Genomic DNA, 16310 nt, shown 5'->3' with positions numbered 1-16310 from the left:
GGCCCCGGCCCGGTCGCGGAGGGGTCAGCGCAGTTCCTCCGGGCACGGTGTCCCGCGAGGAAGCTGGTACGGCGCCGCGAGCCGGTAGGTGCCCGGCTTCGGGGCGAGCAGCTCCGTCCACGTGTCGCCCGCCGCCGTCTCCTCCATCGGCGTCAGACAGCCGTTGAGGTTCTCGTACGTCTTCGGGGTGCCGTCCGTGCGGCGCTTCGACGCCCGCGTCTCCTGGGGCGCCTTCAGGCTCTTGCCGTCCGCGTCGACGATGCTCAGCCACGGCGAGTACGGGATGCGGATGAGGACGCGGCCCGCCTTCGTCACCTCGATGGTCATCTCGCCCTGCTCGGCCAGGTCGACGACGGCGTGCGGCTCGGCGAGCGGGGTGGGGTCGGTGACGGTGAAGAGCTGCCAGTTGGCGTCGCCCCAGATCTGCTTCAGATAGGGCATGCCCCGCTGGACGAGCTCCCGCTCGCGCTGGCCGCCGTCGCCGTCCGGTTCGCCCTTGGGCAGCACGACGTAGTGGATGGCCCAGCGCTGGAGCCACTCGTGGTAGTTCGCGGAGTTGAGCGTGTCGTCGTAGAAGAGGGGGTTGCGCTCCATGTCGGCCTGCCGGTTCCAGCCGCGGGCCAGGTTCACGTAGGGGGCGAGGGCGGAGGCCTCGCGGTGCGAGCGGGCCGGGACCACCTCGACACGGCCCTTCTCGGCGTCCACGAGCTGGAGCTGGTTGACGAGCGGGGCCAGCTCGCGCGCCCAGGACGCCGCCGGGGTCGTGTGCACGATGTCGTCGACCGTCTTGAAGCCGATCCAGCCGGTGAACACGCTGAGGGCGATGACGGTGGTGTACCACTTCCGCGACTTCGGCACGGTGAAGGGCAGCGCGGCGACCAGGGCGACTCCCGCGAACAGCATCGACAGGCGCGTGATGTTCGAGCCGATCTGGGAGCTGATCAGCCAGACGAGGAGCACCGCGAGGCCGTACACCGCCGCCGTGATCCGTACCGTCGTCCACTCCTTGGGCACCACGTAGTAGACGGCGGCGGCGGAAGCGAACGGCAGGATGACCGAGAAGAACGTCATCGGCTGGGTGCCGGAGAAGGGGAACAGCAGGGCCGAGAGCCCGACCACGACCGTCGGGGCGATACCGAGGGCGTAGGCACCGGGGCGGCGCCTCTGGAGGAACATGGCCGCGGCCAGCAGGCCCACGAACAGTCCCGCGACCGGTGAGGCGGCCGTCGCGAGCGCGGCAAGCGGCGCCGCGCACAGGGCCTTCGCCCAGCGCTTGTAGCGCCAGCGGTGGGGCCAGCAGAAGACGACGGCGACCGCGGCGAGCGAGAACGCCGTGCCGAGGCCGTACGTCACCCGGCCGGAGATCGCGTTGCAGACCAGCGCGAAGATGCCCGCGAACGAGGTCGCGATCGGGTTCCGGACGACCCGGCTGCGCACGAGGATCAGCGTCAGCAGGCCGGCCGAGAGCGTTCCGGCGATCATCATCGTCGTACGGACGCCGAGCACCGACATCAGATACGGCGACACCACGCTGTACGAGACCGGGTGCATCCCGCCGTACCAGGCGAGGTTGTACGCCGAGTCCGGGTGCCGACCGACGAACTCCGCCCACGCGTCCTGCGCCGCGAGGTCACCGCCACTGTTCGCGAACGTGAAGAACCACACGATGTGGAGCACGCCGGCGAAGGCGGTGAGGACGAGGACGGGGTAACGGTGGAGAAGGCCGAGCGGCGCGAAGCCGGCCGACGCGACCGGCTCGGTCACGGCGGGCTCGGAGTCGGCGAGATCTCCGGTGGGCTCGGACTCGGTGGCTTCGGACTCGGTGGCTTCGGACCCGGTGGACTCGGACCCGGTGGGCTTCCCGTCCGGCTTCTTGGCGGCGCCACCGCCCGTTGCCGCGGCCGAGTCCGCGTTCCTGTCCGTACCTGGGCTCGTGTCCGCGCCCGTGTCCGCGGCCGGGCGCGCGTTCGCGCCCGCGTCCGTGACTACGTCCCGGACCGCTTCCTGGATGCCGACGCGCGGTATTCGCGGGCCCGTTCCGTGGCCCGCGTCGGCGTCGTCGGCGTGTGTCGGCTCCGCTGTCGCCACTGCAAGGTTCTCCCGCTGTCCCGTTGGTCCGTACTGGGCCGGGACCCGCGGCTCGCGAGCAGCCCCGATGAGCGCGACGCTAGCACGCACTCCGCCGGACAGCCCCCGAGTGGGGCGCCGTCCGACGGAGTGCGGTGCGGGTACCGCTCCCCGCCGTACGTCACCGATGCGTGCGCGCGTACGCCATCGGTGCGCGTGTCGGCTCAGCCGACCCGGGTCACCTTCGCGCCGAAGCCGGGCTCGGCCAGGTCCGACTGGAGCGCGACGGGGATCCGTACGGCCTCGCTGGAACCGTCGCCGACCCTCAGCTCGCCGACGACCGTGCCGGCCTTGCCGGTGTGCGGGACGGCCGACTTGCCCTGGCCGATGCTCAGCTTCGTCTTCAGGCCGGGCCAGCCGATCGCGGTCATGTTCTTGGTGGCGACGACCGGGGTCCGGCCGCCGAGCTGGTCGTCCACGTAGCCGACGACCTGGCCCTTCTTCACCACCGTGGCGGTGACCAGGCTCTGCTGAACCTTGTCGATCAGCTTCTGGCTGTTGGCGAGCGCGAGCTGGAGGCTGTCCCAGACCTTGCCGGTACCGGCGTTCTGGTTCATGACCGCGCCGTAGATCGTCTGGGTCTTGCCGTCGACCACCTTGGTCGCGGCCCACACCAGGTTGCCGCCCGCGGGCGTCGACGAACCGGTCTTCAGACCGATCACGCCCACCTGCTTGACCAGCAGATCGTTGTTGTTGTAGATCGTGTTGGCCAGCCCCGGGATGTCCGCCTTGGCCATCCCGACGATGCTGCGGAACACGTCGTTCTTCATGACCTGCTTGGCCAGCTTGATCTGGTCGGTGGCCGTGCTGACCGTCGTCTTCTGCAGACCGCTCGGGTCCGTGTACGTGGTGTTCGTCATGCCGAGGTCCTTGGCCGCAGCGTTCATCTTGGTGACGAAGCTCTTGCTGTCGGAGTCCCAGCGGGCCAGCAGCCGCGCCACGTTGTTACCCGAGGGGATCATCAGCATCTGGAGCATCTGACGCTCGGTGAACTGCTGACCCTTCGACAGCGCCGCCGTCGACTCGTCCGGCAGCTTCGACTCGTCCTCGGCCTGCTGGTCGACGGTGATCTTCTCGCCGTCCTCGTTCCCCTTCAGCGGGTGCTCCTGAAGGATCACGTACGCCGTCATGATCTTGGCGACGCTCGCCGTGGGCGCGGGGGTCTGCTTGCCGTCGGTGCCGAGGACGCCCACACCGTCCACCTCGATCGCGGACTGTCCCTGACCGGGCCAGGGCAGGTCGAGGGTGCCGCCGCCGAAGGTGTACGTGCTGTCGGCGCTGAGCGTGAGAGTCGGGGCCGGCAGCGGGCGGAAGGCCTGCGCGACTGCAAAGATCACCACGAGCAGCAGAACCAGCGGCGTCCAGATCTTGACCCGCCGCACGAGGGTGCGGACCGGGGTCTGCGGCGGCGGCGGGGTGTTCGTCAGCTCGGCGAGCAGGTCCAGCGGGGGCTTCGGCGGAAGCGGGAGCTGGGTGGTGCGCTCGGGGCCGACCTGCGGAATGGCCGCGGTGGCCGCCGCGGGCCTGTCGGCCGGCTTGGGGGTGGAGGCCGGAGCGGCGGTCCGCTCGGGCTTCGCGGTCCGCTCCGGCTTCGCGGAGGGCTGGGGCGCGGGCTTCGGGCGCGTCGGCGGCGGGAAGTCGTCGAGGCGGTTGAGGGGGACGAACTTGCTGGTGCGTGCGGGGGTGCCGGCGGGCTTGGCGCCGGGCTCGCCGACAGGCTGCTCGGCGGGCTTGCCGGAGGGCTTGTCCGCGGGGGCGTCCGTCGGCCCGGCGGCGGGCTTGCCGTCGGCCGGCTTCGGGGTGGCGTCGCCCAGCTTGAGCATGGTGGTGGGCTGGTCCACGGCCGGGCGCCGGGGGGTCTTGAAGACGGCGGTGGGCTGATCGACGGGAGGCGCGGCGGCGGACCCCTTGCCGGCCTCCGCGTCCGAGTCCTCGCGGGTCGCCGGGTCCGCGTCCTCGCGGGTCGCCGGGTCCGCGTCCTCGCCGGTTTCCGGGTCCGTGCTCGTGTCCGGCACCGCGTCCGAGGGCTCGTCGGACACCGTGTCCGACGAGTCCTCGCGGGTCTCCGGGTCCGCGTCCTCGCCGGCCTCCGGGTCCGTGCTCGTGTCCGGCACCGCGTCCGAGGGCTCGTCGGACACCGTGTCCGGGATCGCGTCGGCCGGGGCGTCCGAGGGCTCGTCGGAGGAGTCGTCGTCGCCGTCGTCGTGCCGGTCCTCGGGCGCGGTGTCGCGCTCGTCCTCGGGTTCGGCGTCGCGCTCGTCGTCGGACGCGGAGGCGGGCTCGTCCTCGGCGGCGGACGCGGAGGCGGGCTCGTCCTCATCGTCGGCGGAGGCCTCGTCGGAGGCGGCTTCCGGCCCGGCTTCCGGCTTCCGGCCGGACTCGGGCTCCTCGTCGGTGGCTCCGTCGATGTCACGGTCGGGGCCGGCGGTGGGTTCGGCGGCCTCCTCGTCCGTGCCGGACGCCGCGTCGGACGCCTCGGACGCCTCGGACGTGTTCGCGGCCCTCGCGGGGTCCACGGGCTCGCCCGGCTCATCGGCGGGCTCCGCCTCGGCGTCGTCACCCTCGGCATCGCCGGCCGGCTCCGCGTGGTCCGCGTCCGCGACCGCGCCGTCCGTGTCCGTCTCGTCGCCGTCACCGTCGGAGGCCGTGGCCTCGTCGGGGCCGTCGTCGTCCCCGGAGCCGGTCGTGTCCGCCGGGGCGGGCTCGTCCCCTCCGGCGACCCACGCGGCCACCGCCGCGCGCAGCCGGGTGTCGCCCTCGGCGTTCTTGCCCCCGTCCACGGCTTCGCCGTCGGCGGAGTCGGAGACCCGTTCCGGCTCCGTCGTGACGGGAGCGTCCGCCGTGCGGGCGGTCTCACCCGAGAGCGCCTTCGTCGAGAACACGGCCGTCGCCTGATCCACCCGTACCGTGGCGGCCCGCTCACGGGCCATCGCCATCCGGGGGTCGGCCGGAGCCGAGCTCTGGGTCGACGTCGACGCCGGCGCGCCCGCCCGCGCCGGACTCGGAACCGGCGCCGGGCTCACCGGCGTCGCTTCTGCCGACGACGCCGACGACTCGTGCTGCTTCGACCTGTCGGGGGACTCGCCCGCCACCGATGCCTCCTCCATGCGGCGCGCGCCCTCCGCGCGCCGAAAACGAACCGTCAAACCCTTGAACCGCCGCCCGGACACCGCTGCCCGAACCAAGTATCAGTGTCCTGTGCCAGGGCTCGACCCTTGCGGTAGACGAGAACGACATACCTGCCGGTTCCCTCATATTCCGGTCACGTGCTCTCGACAGACCAATGTGAGAGGGGTCACCCTGTCATTCATCCACGCGGGGAGGCATGGATGGGCAAGAGCCGCAGAACAATTCCGGAGGAGCTTCTGCTGCTGGCGTTGGACCCGGCCACGGGTACCACCGCGCAGCCGCAGTCGCTCGACCTCGGTCTGGCCGGAGCACAGCTAGTGGAGCTGGCGCTGGCCGGACGGATAGCCCCAGACGGGGATCGTATCGCCGTGGTGGTGCCACGGCCGACCGGAGATCCAACACTGGACTGTGCGTTGGAACTCCTTCGCCGACGCGGAGCACCCGTACGCGCGGTCAACTGGATCGGCGGACCCCGCCTGGGGCTCCGCCAGACCTACCTCTCGCATCTGGAGAGGTGCGGCATGGTCCATGCCGTGGCCGGCCAGATGTGCGGGGTCCTTCCGACGACTCGCTACCAAGCGACGGACACGGAGATCAGCCGGGAGATCCGAACCCGGCTGGACAACGCGATCCGCACCGGCGTACCGCCGGACCCGCGGACCGCGGCGCTCGCCGCGCTGGCCCACGCGGTCGGTCTCGGCAAGCACCTGTATCCGGGGAACGAGGGACGCTCGTCCCGCTCCCGGCTGCGGGATCTGATCAGGCACGACCCCATGGGCGGCCTCGTGGCGCACGCCGTGATGGACGTTCAGAGCGGTGTGGCCGCACAGCCTCGCCGCAACCCGGCACCGGTCGGCCGTCCGGCCACCGCCGGTGTCAGGTCCGCACCGGAGCCCGCACGCGGGGTTCCGATGCAACCGCGCCATGGTTCGATGGCGCGCGCCGTGGCGCACTGAGCCGCGGGCCCACGACGGCCCGCGTCCCGCACCGCCGGCACCATCGGCGGCACACAGCACCCGCACCGCCCGCACCGCCGCAAGACACCAGCGCCGCACCGCAGTCCCCATGATCCGGTTCGGGAGCCGCCGGCTCGCGCGGGGTGGCTGGGACCGTACGTCCGGACGACGACACGGTCCCAGCGCCCCGCGCGACCGCATCCGAGGGGAAGCCCGCCTCCGGGGTCAGGCGCGATCTCGCCGTCCCGTCAGTGGAGTTCGGCAGGGCTGCCGGCCATGGCGCGGGGACGCGTATACACGCCGAATCTGCGAACTTGCGCCCACCAGGCGCATATACGCCGTTTCCCAGCGGTAGAAAGCACCTTGGTGGCAATCTGCTCAACAGCAGATACGCAAAGTACAGGCCCGCAGCCGGAGGTGCACGTCCCGTGGCGTCAAGTGTGAATCCCACCGTCCGGCGGCGCCGGCTGGGCCAGGAGCTTCGGCGGCTCCGCGAACTCAAGGGCATGACGGCCGAAGAGGTCGCCGAGCGCCTGCTGGTGTCCCAGTCGAAGATCAGCCGGCTGGAGAACGGCAGGCGCAGTATCAGCCAGCGCGACGTCCGCGATCTGTGCGGAGTCTACGAGGTCGAGGACCACCGGATCGTCGACTCGCTGATGCAGATGGCCAAGGACTCGCGCCAGCAGGGCTGGTGGCACTCCTTCGGCGACATCCCGTACAGCGTCTACATCGGTCTGGAGACCGACGCCGCGAGCCTGCGCGTGTACGACCCGCAGGTCGTCCCGGGCCTGTTGCAGACCCGGCAGTACGCCGAGGCCCTGATCGCGGGGGCCCTGCCGGAGACCGCGCCGGCCGACATCGACAAGCGCGTCCAGGTGCGGATGAAGCGGCAGGAACGAATCTCCGCCCCCGACAACCCGCTGCGCCTGTGGACCGTCCTCGACGAGTCGGCCCTGCGCCGCGCCGTCGGCAACCGCTCGCTCATGCGCGAGCAGCTCGAATACCTCGTGGAGCAGTCCCAACTGCCGCACGTCACCGTCCAGGTGATCCCCTTCGACATGGGCGCGCACCCGGGCCTGAACGGCCAGTACGCGATCCTGGAGTTCCCCGACGCGGCCGACTCCAGCGTCGTCTACATCGAGGGCGTGACCAGCGACCTGTACCTGGAGAAGGCGAACGACGTCCAGAAGTACAGCGTGATGTACGAGCACCTGCGGGCCCAGGCCCTGAACGTGGAGCAGTCACGGCAGTTCATCGCCGACCTCGCGAAGGACTACGCGCGCTGATCGGCGCGGGGGCGGCCTCCGAGGGCGCCCCCGCCGATGAGCGGCCGGACTCTACACTGTCGCCGCCCGGATGCGGAAGACCCCCATGGAATATGCCATCCAGTCGAGTGAATAGTCGCTTCGTCAGCCGATGTTGGCGAGTAGCGTCGATCACGCCATCGAGCAACAACGTTGGCGCAATCCGGACCGCTGGACTCCTGACGGATCCGCGGTCCGGTGACAGCGCGCCGACGGCTTCGTGGCGGCAACTCATCGACGAACGACAGCTTTCTGGAGCGATCATGGCAATTCAGCAGGGCGCCCTCGACACCTGGACCAAGTCTTCCTACTCCACCGGCAACGGCGCCTGCGTCGAGGTCAAGTCCCCGGTTCTCTCGGCCATGGCGGTCCGGGACTCCAAGGTCATCGCCGGCCCCACGCTCGCCTTTCCCGCGGACGCCTGGAACGCCTTCGTCACCGAGGTGAGCCGCGGAGCGTCCGGCCTCGTCTGACCCCTGTGGCCGGGACAACCTCACACGCTCCACCGCAGAGCCCTCTCGTCCGGCCCGCCGTCCTGGCCGAGAGGGCAGGTGCGCGTCAGCGAAGCCGGTCCACGTAGGTGTCCGTTCCCGGGATCGTGGGGATGAACGGTGCCACCAGCTCCACGCGGCCCAGACCTGATTCGGCCACGGCCTCGTCCAGGCCCGTGAAGTGCGCCTCCCAGCAGTCGCGTGGGTCCTCCTGAAGGAACCACAGCAGGGTCAGCCGGGTGTCCACGCCCTCGACCTGCTTGACATAGGTCATCCGGTCGCCCGGGAGCGGAGTCGGCCGGAAGACGGTGACGAGGGCCGCGGGTGAGCCCGCCAGCCGCCGGGGCAGATGGCGGGAGCGCAGCCACTCCAGCAGCTCCGCCCGCTGCCCGGCGGATTCGGCGTCGACGACCTCGACCACGAGGCCCGCGTAGGGGTGGTCGAGGGCGTGGAAGTCGCGGGGGCCCGCGGCGCCGTCGCGGTAGACGGTGGCCTCGTGGTCCTGGAAGGCCGTGAAGACGTGTGTGCGGTCCTGGTAGACGCGCCCGTCGCGGTTCAGCCGCTTGTTGATGCCGACGGTCCACTTCATGTGGTCGTCGTAGCGGCCCTCGGTGACCCAGTAGGTGGAGATGTAGCAGCCCGCGGTGACCGGCTGGGCGACCGCCGACTTCTCGGGGTAGCGCAGGAGCTGGAGGTCGCGGGTGGCCACCCAGCGGCGTCCCGCGTACATCCAGGGCATGGCCATCGCGCCCGCGTAGTAGTGGTCGTCCTCGTACCAGCGGTTGTAGGCGTACTCGTGGCCCTGGTGCGGTTCGACCAGGGTGATCAGGGCGTGGCCCGGACGGACGCCGTACGGGCCGAGGGCGGCCAGTTCCGCGTAGGTCTCGCTGCGGGTCTCCTCCGGCATGACGAACCCCTTCCTCGGTGGAACGTGCGCGGGACTTCCTTCCTCCGCCGGACGCCCATACTCTGACGCCCCGTCAGACAATGCGCCAGAGCCGAGGAGGCCCCGGATGTCTTTGCTCACCGGCAGGACCGTCGTGGTGTCGGGCGTCGGGGCCGGGCTCGGCCATCAGGTCGCGGCGGCCGTGGTCCGCGACGGGGGCAACGCCGTGCTCGGGGCCCGCACCGAGGCCAATCTCGCCAAGTCGGCGGCCGAACTGGACCCGGACGGCACGCACACGGCGTTCCGCGCGACGGACATCACCGACGAGGGGCAGTGCGACGCGCTCGCGGCACTCGCGGCCGAGCGCTTCGGGCGGATCGACGCGGTGGTCCATGTCGCCGCCTGGGACAGCTACTTCGGCGGTCTGGAGGACGCCGACTTCACGACCTGGCAGTCGGTCATCGACGTGAACCTGCTCGGCACGCTGCGGATGACCCGCGCCTGCCTGCCCGCGCTGAAGGAGCGCGGCGGTTCGGTCGTCGTCATCGGGACGCAGTCGTCGGTCGCCGCGCCGAGCCAGGTGCGGCAGGCGGCGTACGCGGCCTCGAAGGGCGCGCTGACGAGCGCGATGTACTCCCTGGCGCGCGAGCTCGGCCCGCACCGGATACGGGTCAACACCGTGCTGCCCGGCTGGATGTGGGGCCCGCCGGTCGAGGCGTACGTGCAGTTCACGGCCTACACCGAGCAGGTGCCCGAGGCGGACGTCCTGAAGCGGCTCACCGAGCGGATGGCCCTGCCCGAGCTGGCCACGGACGGGGACGTCGCGGACGCCGCGGTGTTCCTGGCCTCCGACCGGGCGCGGGCGATCACGGGGCAGTCGCTGCTCGTGAACGCGGGCGAACTCATGCGGTGACCGATACGGCCGGCGACCCCTCTCCCAGGCGCACGGGACCCGCATCCCGTACGGCTGTCGACTTGTCATCACTGTTGCTGTTGCTGTTGCTGTTGTGGGTCCGACGAAGTGCCCGCTCATGGTGTGGCCCCCGTCACGAACACGACAACAGCCCGGTGGGTAAAGTGGAGGCAAAATCGTTCTGCTTTCTGATCTGCGTTCATATCTGTGACCGTGAAGGGTCTTGACCGCTCCCTCCGAACGGCGGTTCAATCCCCGAAGTCCCCGCTCCCGCACGGGGCGCCCGCCCATGCACCTACCGGCGAAGTGCCGTCCGGTATCTGCAAGTTCACAAGGCGGACCCCTGGAGGGGGCACATGAACGGTCTCGACTGGGCCGTCCTGGTCGCGTACTTCGGCGTGATGACCGCGATCGGCGTCTGGTCCCACAAGCGTGTGGACGATGTCAGCGACTTCTTCACCGCGGGCGGCAAGATGCCGTGGTGGCTGTCCGGCATCTCGCACCACATGTCGGGCTACAGCGCGGTGATGTTCACCGGCTACGCCGGCATCGCGTACACCTACGGCATCACCTCGTACGTCACCTGGGCGCTGCCCATCGCCATCGGCGTCGCCATCGGAGCCAAGGCCTTCGCGCCCCGGCTCAACCGGCTGCGCTCACGACTGCACGTCGCCTCACCCCTCGAATACCTCAAGGACCGTTACAACGTGCAGACCCAGCAGGCGCTGGCGTGGTCCGGCATCCTGCTGAAGATCGTGGACGTCGGCGCGAAGTGGGCGGCCATCGCCACCCTGCTCAGCGTCTTCACCGGCGTCTCGCTCACCCAGGGCATCATCATCACCGGCGGCATCACGGCCGTGTACTGCACGATCGGCGGTCTGTGGGCGGACGCGCTGACCGAACTCGGCCAGTTCGTCATCCAGTTGCTGGCCGGTCTGTCGATGCTGGTCATCGTGCTGAACAAGATCTCCGACCGGGGCGGGCTCTCCAAGGCGCTGGACTCGCCGAAGCTGCACGGCCACGGGGACGGGTTCGCGGGCCCGTACCTGACGGTGTTCTTCATCGCGTACCTGTTCATCAAGCTCTTCGAGTACAACGGCGGCATGTGGAACCAGGCCCAGCGCTACATGGCCACCGGCGACGCCAAGCAGGCCACGCGGTCCGCGTTCCTGTCCGCCGGTCTGTGGTTCGTGTGGCCGGTGATCCTGTTCATCCCGATGTGGCTCTCGCCGCTCCTGGTCACCGCGCAGAAGCCGGACGGCTCGGACGCGTACGGTCTGATGACCGAACAGCTCCTGCCGCACGGGCTGCTGGGCCTGGTCGTCGTCGGGTTCTTCTCGCACACGATGGCCATGTGCTCCTCGGACGCGAACGCCATCTCGGCCGTCTTCACCCGGGACGTCATGCCGGTGTTCTCCCGGGCCGCGCGCGCCTGGGACACCCGGGCGGGGCTCATCGCGGGCCGCGTGACCACCGTCGCCTTCCTCGGTCTGTCCATGGCCGTGGCGACCCAGGTCAACTCCCCCGCGTTCAAGGACATCATCACCGTCGTCATCAAGTGGGTGGCGGGTCTGATGGGGCCGATCGCGATCCCGTTCATCCTCGGTCTGCTGCGGCCGTTCCGCAGGTCGGGACCGACGGCGGCCCTGACGAGCTGGGCGTGCGGTCTGCTCGCCTTCTTCCTCGTCAACTACCACCTGGACTTCTCGCAGCGCACGGACGTGAAGCTGGAGTACCAGGTCGCCCTCCCGATGGCCATCTCCCTCGTCCTGTACATCCTCATCGGCTTCCTGCGGCCCGAGGACACCCCGGAGCGGGACGCCGTCATCGAGCTGATCAACACGGACGACGACGGCTCGGCCGCGGCGGCGATCCCGGCACCGGCGGGTGCGGGCGCGGCGGACGGCGCGGTCGCCACGCCGGCGAAGGAGTAGACCGCTCAGGCTCGGGGGTAGCGGGCGAGCCAGCCCGGGGACGATCCGGCGGGGCCGTGCAGCGCGGGCCCCTGGGTCATCTCCATCGCGAAGTCGTCCGCGAGGACCAGCACCGTGGGACGGCCCTCCAGTTCGGCCAGCCAGGCCGGCGGGAGGGCCGTCTCGCCGTGCAGGGCGCCCAGCAGACCCCCCGTGAGGGCGCCGGTGACGGCGGAGGGCCCGCCGTGGTTCACCGAGAGGCACAGGCCGTGCCGGACGTCCTCGCCGACCAGCACGCAGTACACCGCGGCGGCGAGCGGCCCCTCGGAGATGCCGCTCACGGCGAGCTCCTGGACCCGCTCGGGAGAGGGCATGCCCTGCCGTACGGCGCCCAGCGCGTGCTGGAGCGCGGCGGCGACCGGCTGGTGCCCGGGCCGGGCCGCGAGCAGCGCGAGGGCCTGCTGCACGGCCGCGTCGAGGTTCTCGCCGCGGGCGAGCGCGTGCACGATCACGGCGTACGCCCCCGCCGTCAGGTACGCCGAGGGGTGGCCGTGGGTGTGCGCGGAGCACTCGACGGCGAGCTGCATCACGAGCTGCGGCTCCCAGCCGACGAGCAGCCCGAACGGCGCGGAACGGCCGGCGGCCTCGGGACCCTGCTCGCCGGGGTTCTTGGGGGCGTCCAGCGTCCCCATGATCTCGTCGGCGAGGCCGAGGAGACAGGCCTTGGAGGGGTCGCGGCGGGCATAGAGCCACTCCTCGCGGGCCAGCCAGCCGTCGTCCTTGCGGCGTTCGTCGGGCCCCCAGTCGGTCTGGGTGGCCGCCCAGCGGCGGTAGGCGCGGTGCAGGTCGGAGGGCGGATGCCAGGCGCCGGTGTCACGGCGCACCTGGGCGCGGACGAGTCCGTCGACGCCGAACAGGGTGAGCTGGGTGAGGTGGGTGACGGCTCCGCGCCGCCCGTACGCGGGAGCGGGACCGATGAGGCCCTCCGCCCCGTACGTCTCCAGGATCGCCTCCAGCGAGAGCCGGTCGACCGGGGCGCCCAGCGCGTCGCCGACGGCGGCGCCCAGCAGTGTCCCGCGGACCCGGCTCCGGAAGTCCTGCTGCTCCCCACGGCCCCAGACGGCACCGGCTGTCGTACCCACCGAGACCTCCTGAGGCACCGTCCCTACGTCCGACAGCAAAGCACTGTAATCGAACGTGAACGGTCGGTTGAGGCCACGGATCCATAAAGGCCCGGTCGGATCCACGACGGGCGTGATCAGCCGGTGTGGCGCTCCCGGACGGCGTCCCGGGCCGCGGTGACCGCCGTGAGGCGTGGGGTCAGCTCGGCGGTCTCGGCGTCGGGGCAGCGCAGGAGTTCGGCGAGGGCGTCCACGAGGTTCGCCAGCTCGTCCCAGCCGGGTTCCAGGGCCAGGAGACCGGTCAGTTCCCGGTCGGCGGCGGCCCAGTCCGCGAGGGCCCAGCCGACGATGCACCGGCCCGACGCGCGGAGCCCGTCCTCCGCCTCCGTGTCCAGCAGCCGTGCCAGCTCCCGCCACCAGGGCTCCGCGGCCGCCCGGCCCCGGAAGCGCCGCTCCGTCATCGCCAGCTCGTAGGTGCCCGACAGCGGGGCCTCCCCGCGCAGCCGCTCGGCGAGGTCCCTGGCCTCCTCCCACCGGCCCGTGTGCCGGAAGACCTCGACGTGGAGCTGGTCGCGGTCCGGGACGAGGTCGTCGTCCGGGCCCGGCGCCGGGTCCTCGGCCAGCCGGGCCGCCGCCTCCTCCCACCGGCCGGAGTGGATCAGCAGCTCCACGATCTCGTGGCGTGCCGTGGCCGCGTCCCCGCCCAGGGCGATCAGCCGCTCCCAGTCGGCCAGCGCCCGCTCCGTCCGGCCGGTCGCCCGGAAGACGCAGGCCCGCTGCTTGCGGGCGTAGACGTAGTCCGGGTCGGCCGCGAGGGCCCGGTCCAGCCAGACCAACGCCTCCGCGTGCTCTCCGAGATCGCGGTGGACCGCCCCCAGGCAGCCCATCGCCGAGGCGTTGCGCGGGTCCCGTTCCAGGAGGTCCCGGAAGACGGCCATCGCCTCCTGGTGCCGGTCCTCCAGGTAGTGGGTGTTGCCGAGCTCGATCTCGATCCAGTCGGCGTCCGGGTCCGCCGCGAGCGCGCGCCGCAGGTCCTCGTACGCGCCGGGCAGGTCCCCGAGGCGGCGCCTCGCCCGCGCCCGCATCACCAGCGCCCAGGAGTACTCCGGGGCCAGTTCGACGGCGCGGTCGAGGTCGGCCAGTGCCTCCGCTCCGTGGCCCAGTTCGTGGTGCGACACCCCGCGGCCCGCCAGGGCCGAGGCATGGTCGGGCTCCAGGGTGACGGCTCGGCCGAGTTCGGCGACGGCCTCCTCGAAGCGGCCCGCGAGCCGGTAGGTGTCGCCCCGTTCCGACGCGACCCAGGCGTTCTCGGGTTCCAGGCGGGCCGCCCGGTCCAGATCGGCGAACGCCTTCTCCCAGTCGTCCGTGTCCCGGCGCAGCCGGGCTCTGCGCACGAGCGGCCACAGGAAGTCCCCGTCGATGCTCAGCGCCCGGTCGAAGTCCGCGGCGGCCTCCTCGAACCGGCCGAGGGCGTGCCGGCACACCGCCCTGGTGGCCACCGCGTCGGCGTTCGTCGGGTCCAGGGCGACGGCCCGGTCGAAGTCGGCCGCCGCTTCCTCCGCGCGGCCGGCCATGCGGTGGGTCTCCGCGCGCTCGGCGATGATCCAGGCCGTGCCGGGCCGCAGTTCGTCCGCGCGGTCGAAGGCCGCGAGCGCCGCGGGGTAGTCGCCCAGCGACTGGTGGGTGAGGCCGTGGCCGTAGTGCACCCGTGCCTCGTCCGGATCGAGTTCCAGCGCCCTGTCGTACTCGGTCAGGGCCCGTGCGTACTCCCCGGCGATCCGCAGTTCCCTGGCCCGCACCCCGTGGGCCAGGGCCCGTGCCGGACCCTGGAGTTCGGGGCGGGCGAGCAGCAGTTCCATCGCCCGGCCGACCCCGTCCTCGTCGTCGGCGAGGGCCTCGGTCAGCGACCTGCCCAGCTCGCCCGGGACCGGGGCCCCGGCCGCGTCGCCGGCCTCCTGGAGCATCCTGGCCCAGGTGCGCCCGGCGACCTGGTCGGCGCGGCAGGCCTCGACCATGGTGTGCAGCGCGTCGCCCAGCGCGGCGACGGGGCGGGCGCACAGCCGGTGGTAGGACTCCTCGACACGAAGCCGCAGCCACGGTTCGTGCCGCCACACCTCGTCGGGATCCGCCAGCCCCCTCCCCGCCTCGTCGCGCCACCGGCGGAAGAACTCCGCGAGCCGCCCGTGGCGCTCGGTCCAGCCGCGCGGGGAGTGGCGGCGCTGGAGGCGGAGCATCGCCTCGCGGACGAGGTCGTGATAGCGGACCCGGTCGCCGCGGCCGTCCACGAAGGGCAGCGCGCGCAGCCAGTCGAACAGCGCGCCGCTCCCCTCGTCCACGTGCTCCTCGTCCGTGTGCTCGACGGCCGCCCGGAACACGTCCAGGTCCAGGCTCCGGGGCAGGGCGCCCGCGAGCGCCACCGCCCGGCGCAGCGGATCCGGTTCCCACTTCAGGAAGCGTTCGACGGCCGTGGCCGAGGGATCTCCGACGTCCTCGGGATCCGCGGGGCGCTGCTCGGCCAGGGTCGAGACCAGCAGGGGAAGTCCGCCGGTGAGCCGCAGGACCTCGGCGACCACCGGCTCCGAGACGACGCCCTTGCCGGCGAGGAGCCCCCGTGCCTCGGTCTCCGTGAACGGTCCGAGGGGCAGGTCGGTGACGAAGTCGCCGAAGCCGCCCCAGCGGGCGGTGTCGAGGGGACGCTGTCCGGCGGTCACCACGACGACCGTGGCGGGCAGGGCGCCGTACTCACGGGTGGTCATCATCGTGTGGAGCCAGCCGTCGAGGAAGGGGCCGGTCCGCTCGTACGTGTCGAGGAACAGGACGATCCACGGCACGGCCGGGGCCGCCTCGGAGAGCTCCGCGACGAGGACCGGGGTGAGCACGGCCTGCGGCGCGAGGACCAGCCGTACGTCCTCCTGGCTGCGCAGCCGGGCGCTGACCCTGGCGTGCAGCCGGTCGGCGCCCTGGGCCAGTTGGGCGGGGTCCATGATCCCGGCGAGGGCGCCGACGCCCGGCACCATCCCGAGCCCCAGCAGTCCGGCCCGCGCCACTGTCAGGCCGGCCGCCGAGGGGCCGGGCCGCTCCGCCTCCTGCGGGGCGAGGACGGCGCTCTGCGCCTCGTGACGCCGCTCGTGGTAAGCCGTCAGCAGGCGGTCGAGCTCCTTGAACCGGTGCCCCTGTGCGGCGAACTGACGGCTCATCGCCTCCATCGCCTCGGGCAGCCCGGTGACGTTCTCGTCGACGTAGGCCGTCAACGCCCCGTGCTCAGCGGCCAATTGCTCCATCTCACGGACGAGGAACGACTTCCCGACGCCCGCGTCGCCGTGCACATGGAACAGGAACCGGTGCCGCTCGTCCTCCGGGGGCAGCTCGAAGTTGGCGCGGAAAAGGGCGCGTTCGGTGCCTCGTCCGACGAACCCGTGCCGTCGTCGCCCCTCGATCAGCTCCTGCATCGACGGCCGCGCCCGCGCCAT

10 protein-coding genes are annotated in these 16310 nt (G+C 71.8%); 5 read left to right on the top strand and 5 right to left on the bottom strand.

Going from position 1 to position 16310, the window contains the following annotated elements; all coding sequences use genetic code 11:
* Positions 1-24 precede the first annotated feature (24 nt).
* Together ACIQ7M_RS21520 and ACIQ7M_RS21515 are read right to left on the bottom strand one after the other, a co-directional pair.
* A complete protein-coding gene (locus ACIQ7M_RS21520; RefSeq protein ID WP_403646586.1) occupies positions 25-2088 on the bottom strand; it encodes an MFS transporter in 2064 nt (687 codons plus the stop codon).
* A gap of 203 nt (positions 2089-2291) precedes the next feature.
* The gene (locus tag ACIQ7M_RS21515; RefSeq protein WP_403646583.1) at positions 2292-5234 is read right to left on the bottom strand and encodes a D-alanyl-D-alanine carboxypeptidase; all 2943 of its coding nucleotides are present in this window, start codon (positions 5232-5234) and stop codon (positions 2292-2294) included.
* Between the two features lie 222 nt (positions 5235-5456).
* Here ACIQ7M_RS21515 and ACIQ7M_RS21510 point away from each other — a divergent pair, with 222 nt between their 5' ends.
* The 3 genes from ACIQ7M_RS21510 to ACIQ7M_RS21500 all read left to right on the top strand — a co-directional run bounded on the left by ACIQ7M_RS21510 (position 5457) and on the right by ACIQ7M_RS21500 (position 7989).
* Positions 5457-6212 carry a GPP34 family phosphoprotein gene (locus ACIQ7M_RS21510; RefSeq protein ID WP_355759538.1) on the top strand — a complete coding sequence of 252 codons (756 nt, stop codon included), beginning with the start codon at positions 5457-5459 and terminating at the stop codon, positions 6210-6212.
* A 428-nt stretch (positions 6213-6640) separates the two neighbouring features.
* Positions 6641-7498, top strand: a complete 858-nt coding sequence (locus ACIQ7M_RS21505; RefSeq protein ID WP_355759540.1) for a helix-turn-helix transcriptional regulator — start codon at positions 6641-6643, stop codon at positions 7496-7498.
* A gap of 281 nt (positions 7499-7779) precedes the next feature.
* Positions 7780-7989 (top strand): DUF397 domain-containing protein, encoded by a 210-nt coding sequence (locus ACIQ7M_RS21500; RefSeq protein WP_355759542.1) that lies wholly within the window; start codon positions 7780-7782, stop codon positions 7987-7989.
* 85 nt (positions 7990-8074) lie between these two features.
* Here the strand turns inward: ACIQ7M_RS21500 and ACIQ7M_RS21495 are convergent, their stop codons facing one another.
* Complete coding sequence (locus tag ACIQ7M_RS21495; RefSeq protein WP_355759544.1) at positions 8075-8914, bottom strand: hypothetical protein; 840 nt, start codon at positions 8912-8914, stop codon at positions 8075-8077.
* A 106-nt stretch (positions 8915-9020) separates the two neighbouring features.
* Here ACIQ7M_RS21495 and ACIQ7M_RS21490 point away from each other — a divergent pair, with 106 nt between their 5' ends.
* Both ACIQ7M_RS21490 and ACIQ7M_RS21485 read left to right on the top strand, forming a co-directional pair.
* On the top strand, positions 9021-9806 hold the full coding sequence (locus tag ACIQ7M_RS21490) for an SDR family oxidoreductase (protein ID WP_403646578.1): 786 nt from the start codon (positions 9021-9023) through the stop codon (positions 9804-9806).
* A gap of 356 nt (positions 9807-10162) precedes the next feature.
* Positions 10163-11740, top strand: a complete 1578-nt coding sequence (locus tag ACIQ7M_RS21485; protein WP_403646575.1) for a sodium:solute symporter family protein — start codon at positions 10163-10165, stop codon at positions 11738-11740.
* A 5-nt stretch (positions 11741-11745) separates the two neighbouring features.
* On the opposite strand, the gene ACIQ7M_RS21480 is transcribed toward ACIQ7M_RS21485, so the two are convergent.
* Together ACIQ7M_RS21480 and ACIQ7M_RS21475 are read right to left on the bottom strand one after the other, a co-directional pair.
* Complete coding sequence (locus tag ACIQ7M_RS21480; protein ID WP_403646573.1) at positions 11746-12861, bottom strand: ADP-ribosylglycohydrolase family protein; 1116 nt, start codon at positions 12859-12861, stop codon at positions 11746-11748.
* A gap of 116 nt (positions 12862-12977) precedes the next feature.
* Entirely contained in the window at positions 12978-16310 is a 3333-nt protein-coding gene (locus tag ACIQ7M_RS21475) for a tetratricopeptide repeat protein (protein ID WP_403646570.1), read from the bottom strand.

This window comes from Streptomyces sp. NPDC096324 (assembly GCF_044763015.1).
Classification (GTDB): domain Bacteria; phylum Actinomycetota; class Actinomycetes; order Streptomycetales; family Streptomycetaceae; genus Streptomyces.
The sequence above is the reverse complement of the archived record's forward strand: the minus strand, read 5'-3'. Positions and strand labels throughout refer to the sequence as shown.

Coding starts and splice junctions, on each gene's coding strand:
- ACIQ7M_RS21490 (WP_403646578.1), top strand. CDS start 9,021: ATGTCTTTGCTCACCGGCAGGACCGTCGTGGTGTCGGGCGTCGGGGCC.
- ACIQ7M_RS21515 (WP_403646583.1), bottom strand. CDS start 5,234: ATGGAGGAGGCATCGGTGGCGGGCGAGTCCCCCGACAGGTCGAAGCAG.
- ACIQ7M_RS21495 (WP_355759544.1), bottom strand. CDS start 8,914: ATGCCGGAGGAGACCCGCAGCGAGACCTACGCGGAACTGGCCGCCCTC.
- ACIQ7M_RS21475 (WP_403646570.1), bottom strand. CDS start 16,310: ATGGCGCGGGCGCGGCCGTCGATGCAGGAGCTGATCGAGGGGCGACGA.
- ACIQ7M_RS21500 (WP_355759542.1), top strand. CDS start 7,780: ATGGCAATTCAGCAGGGCGCCCTCGACACCTGGACCAAGTCTTCCTAC.
- ACIQ7M_RS21510 (WP_355759538.1), top strand. CDS start 5,457: ATGGGCAAGAGCCGCAGAACAATTCCGGAGGAGCTTCTGCTGCTGGCG.
- ACIQ7M_RS21485 (WP_403646575.1), top strand. CDS start 10,163: ATGAACGGTCTCGACTGGGCCGTCCTGGTCGCGTACTTCGGCGTGATG.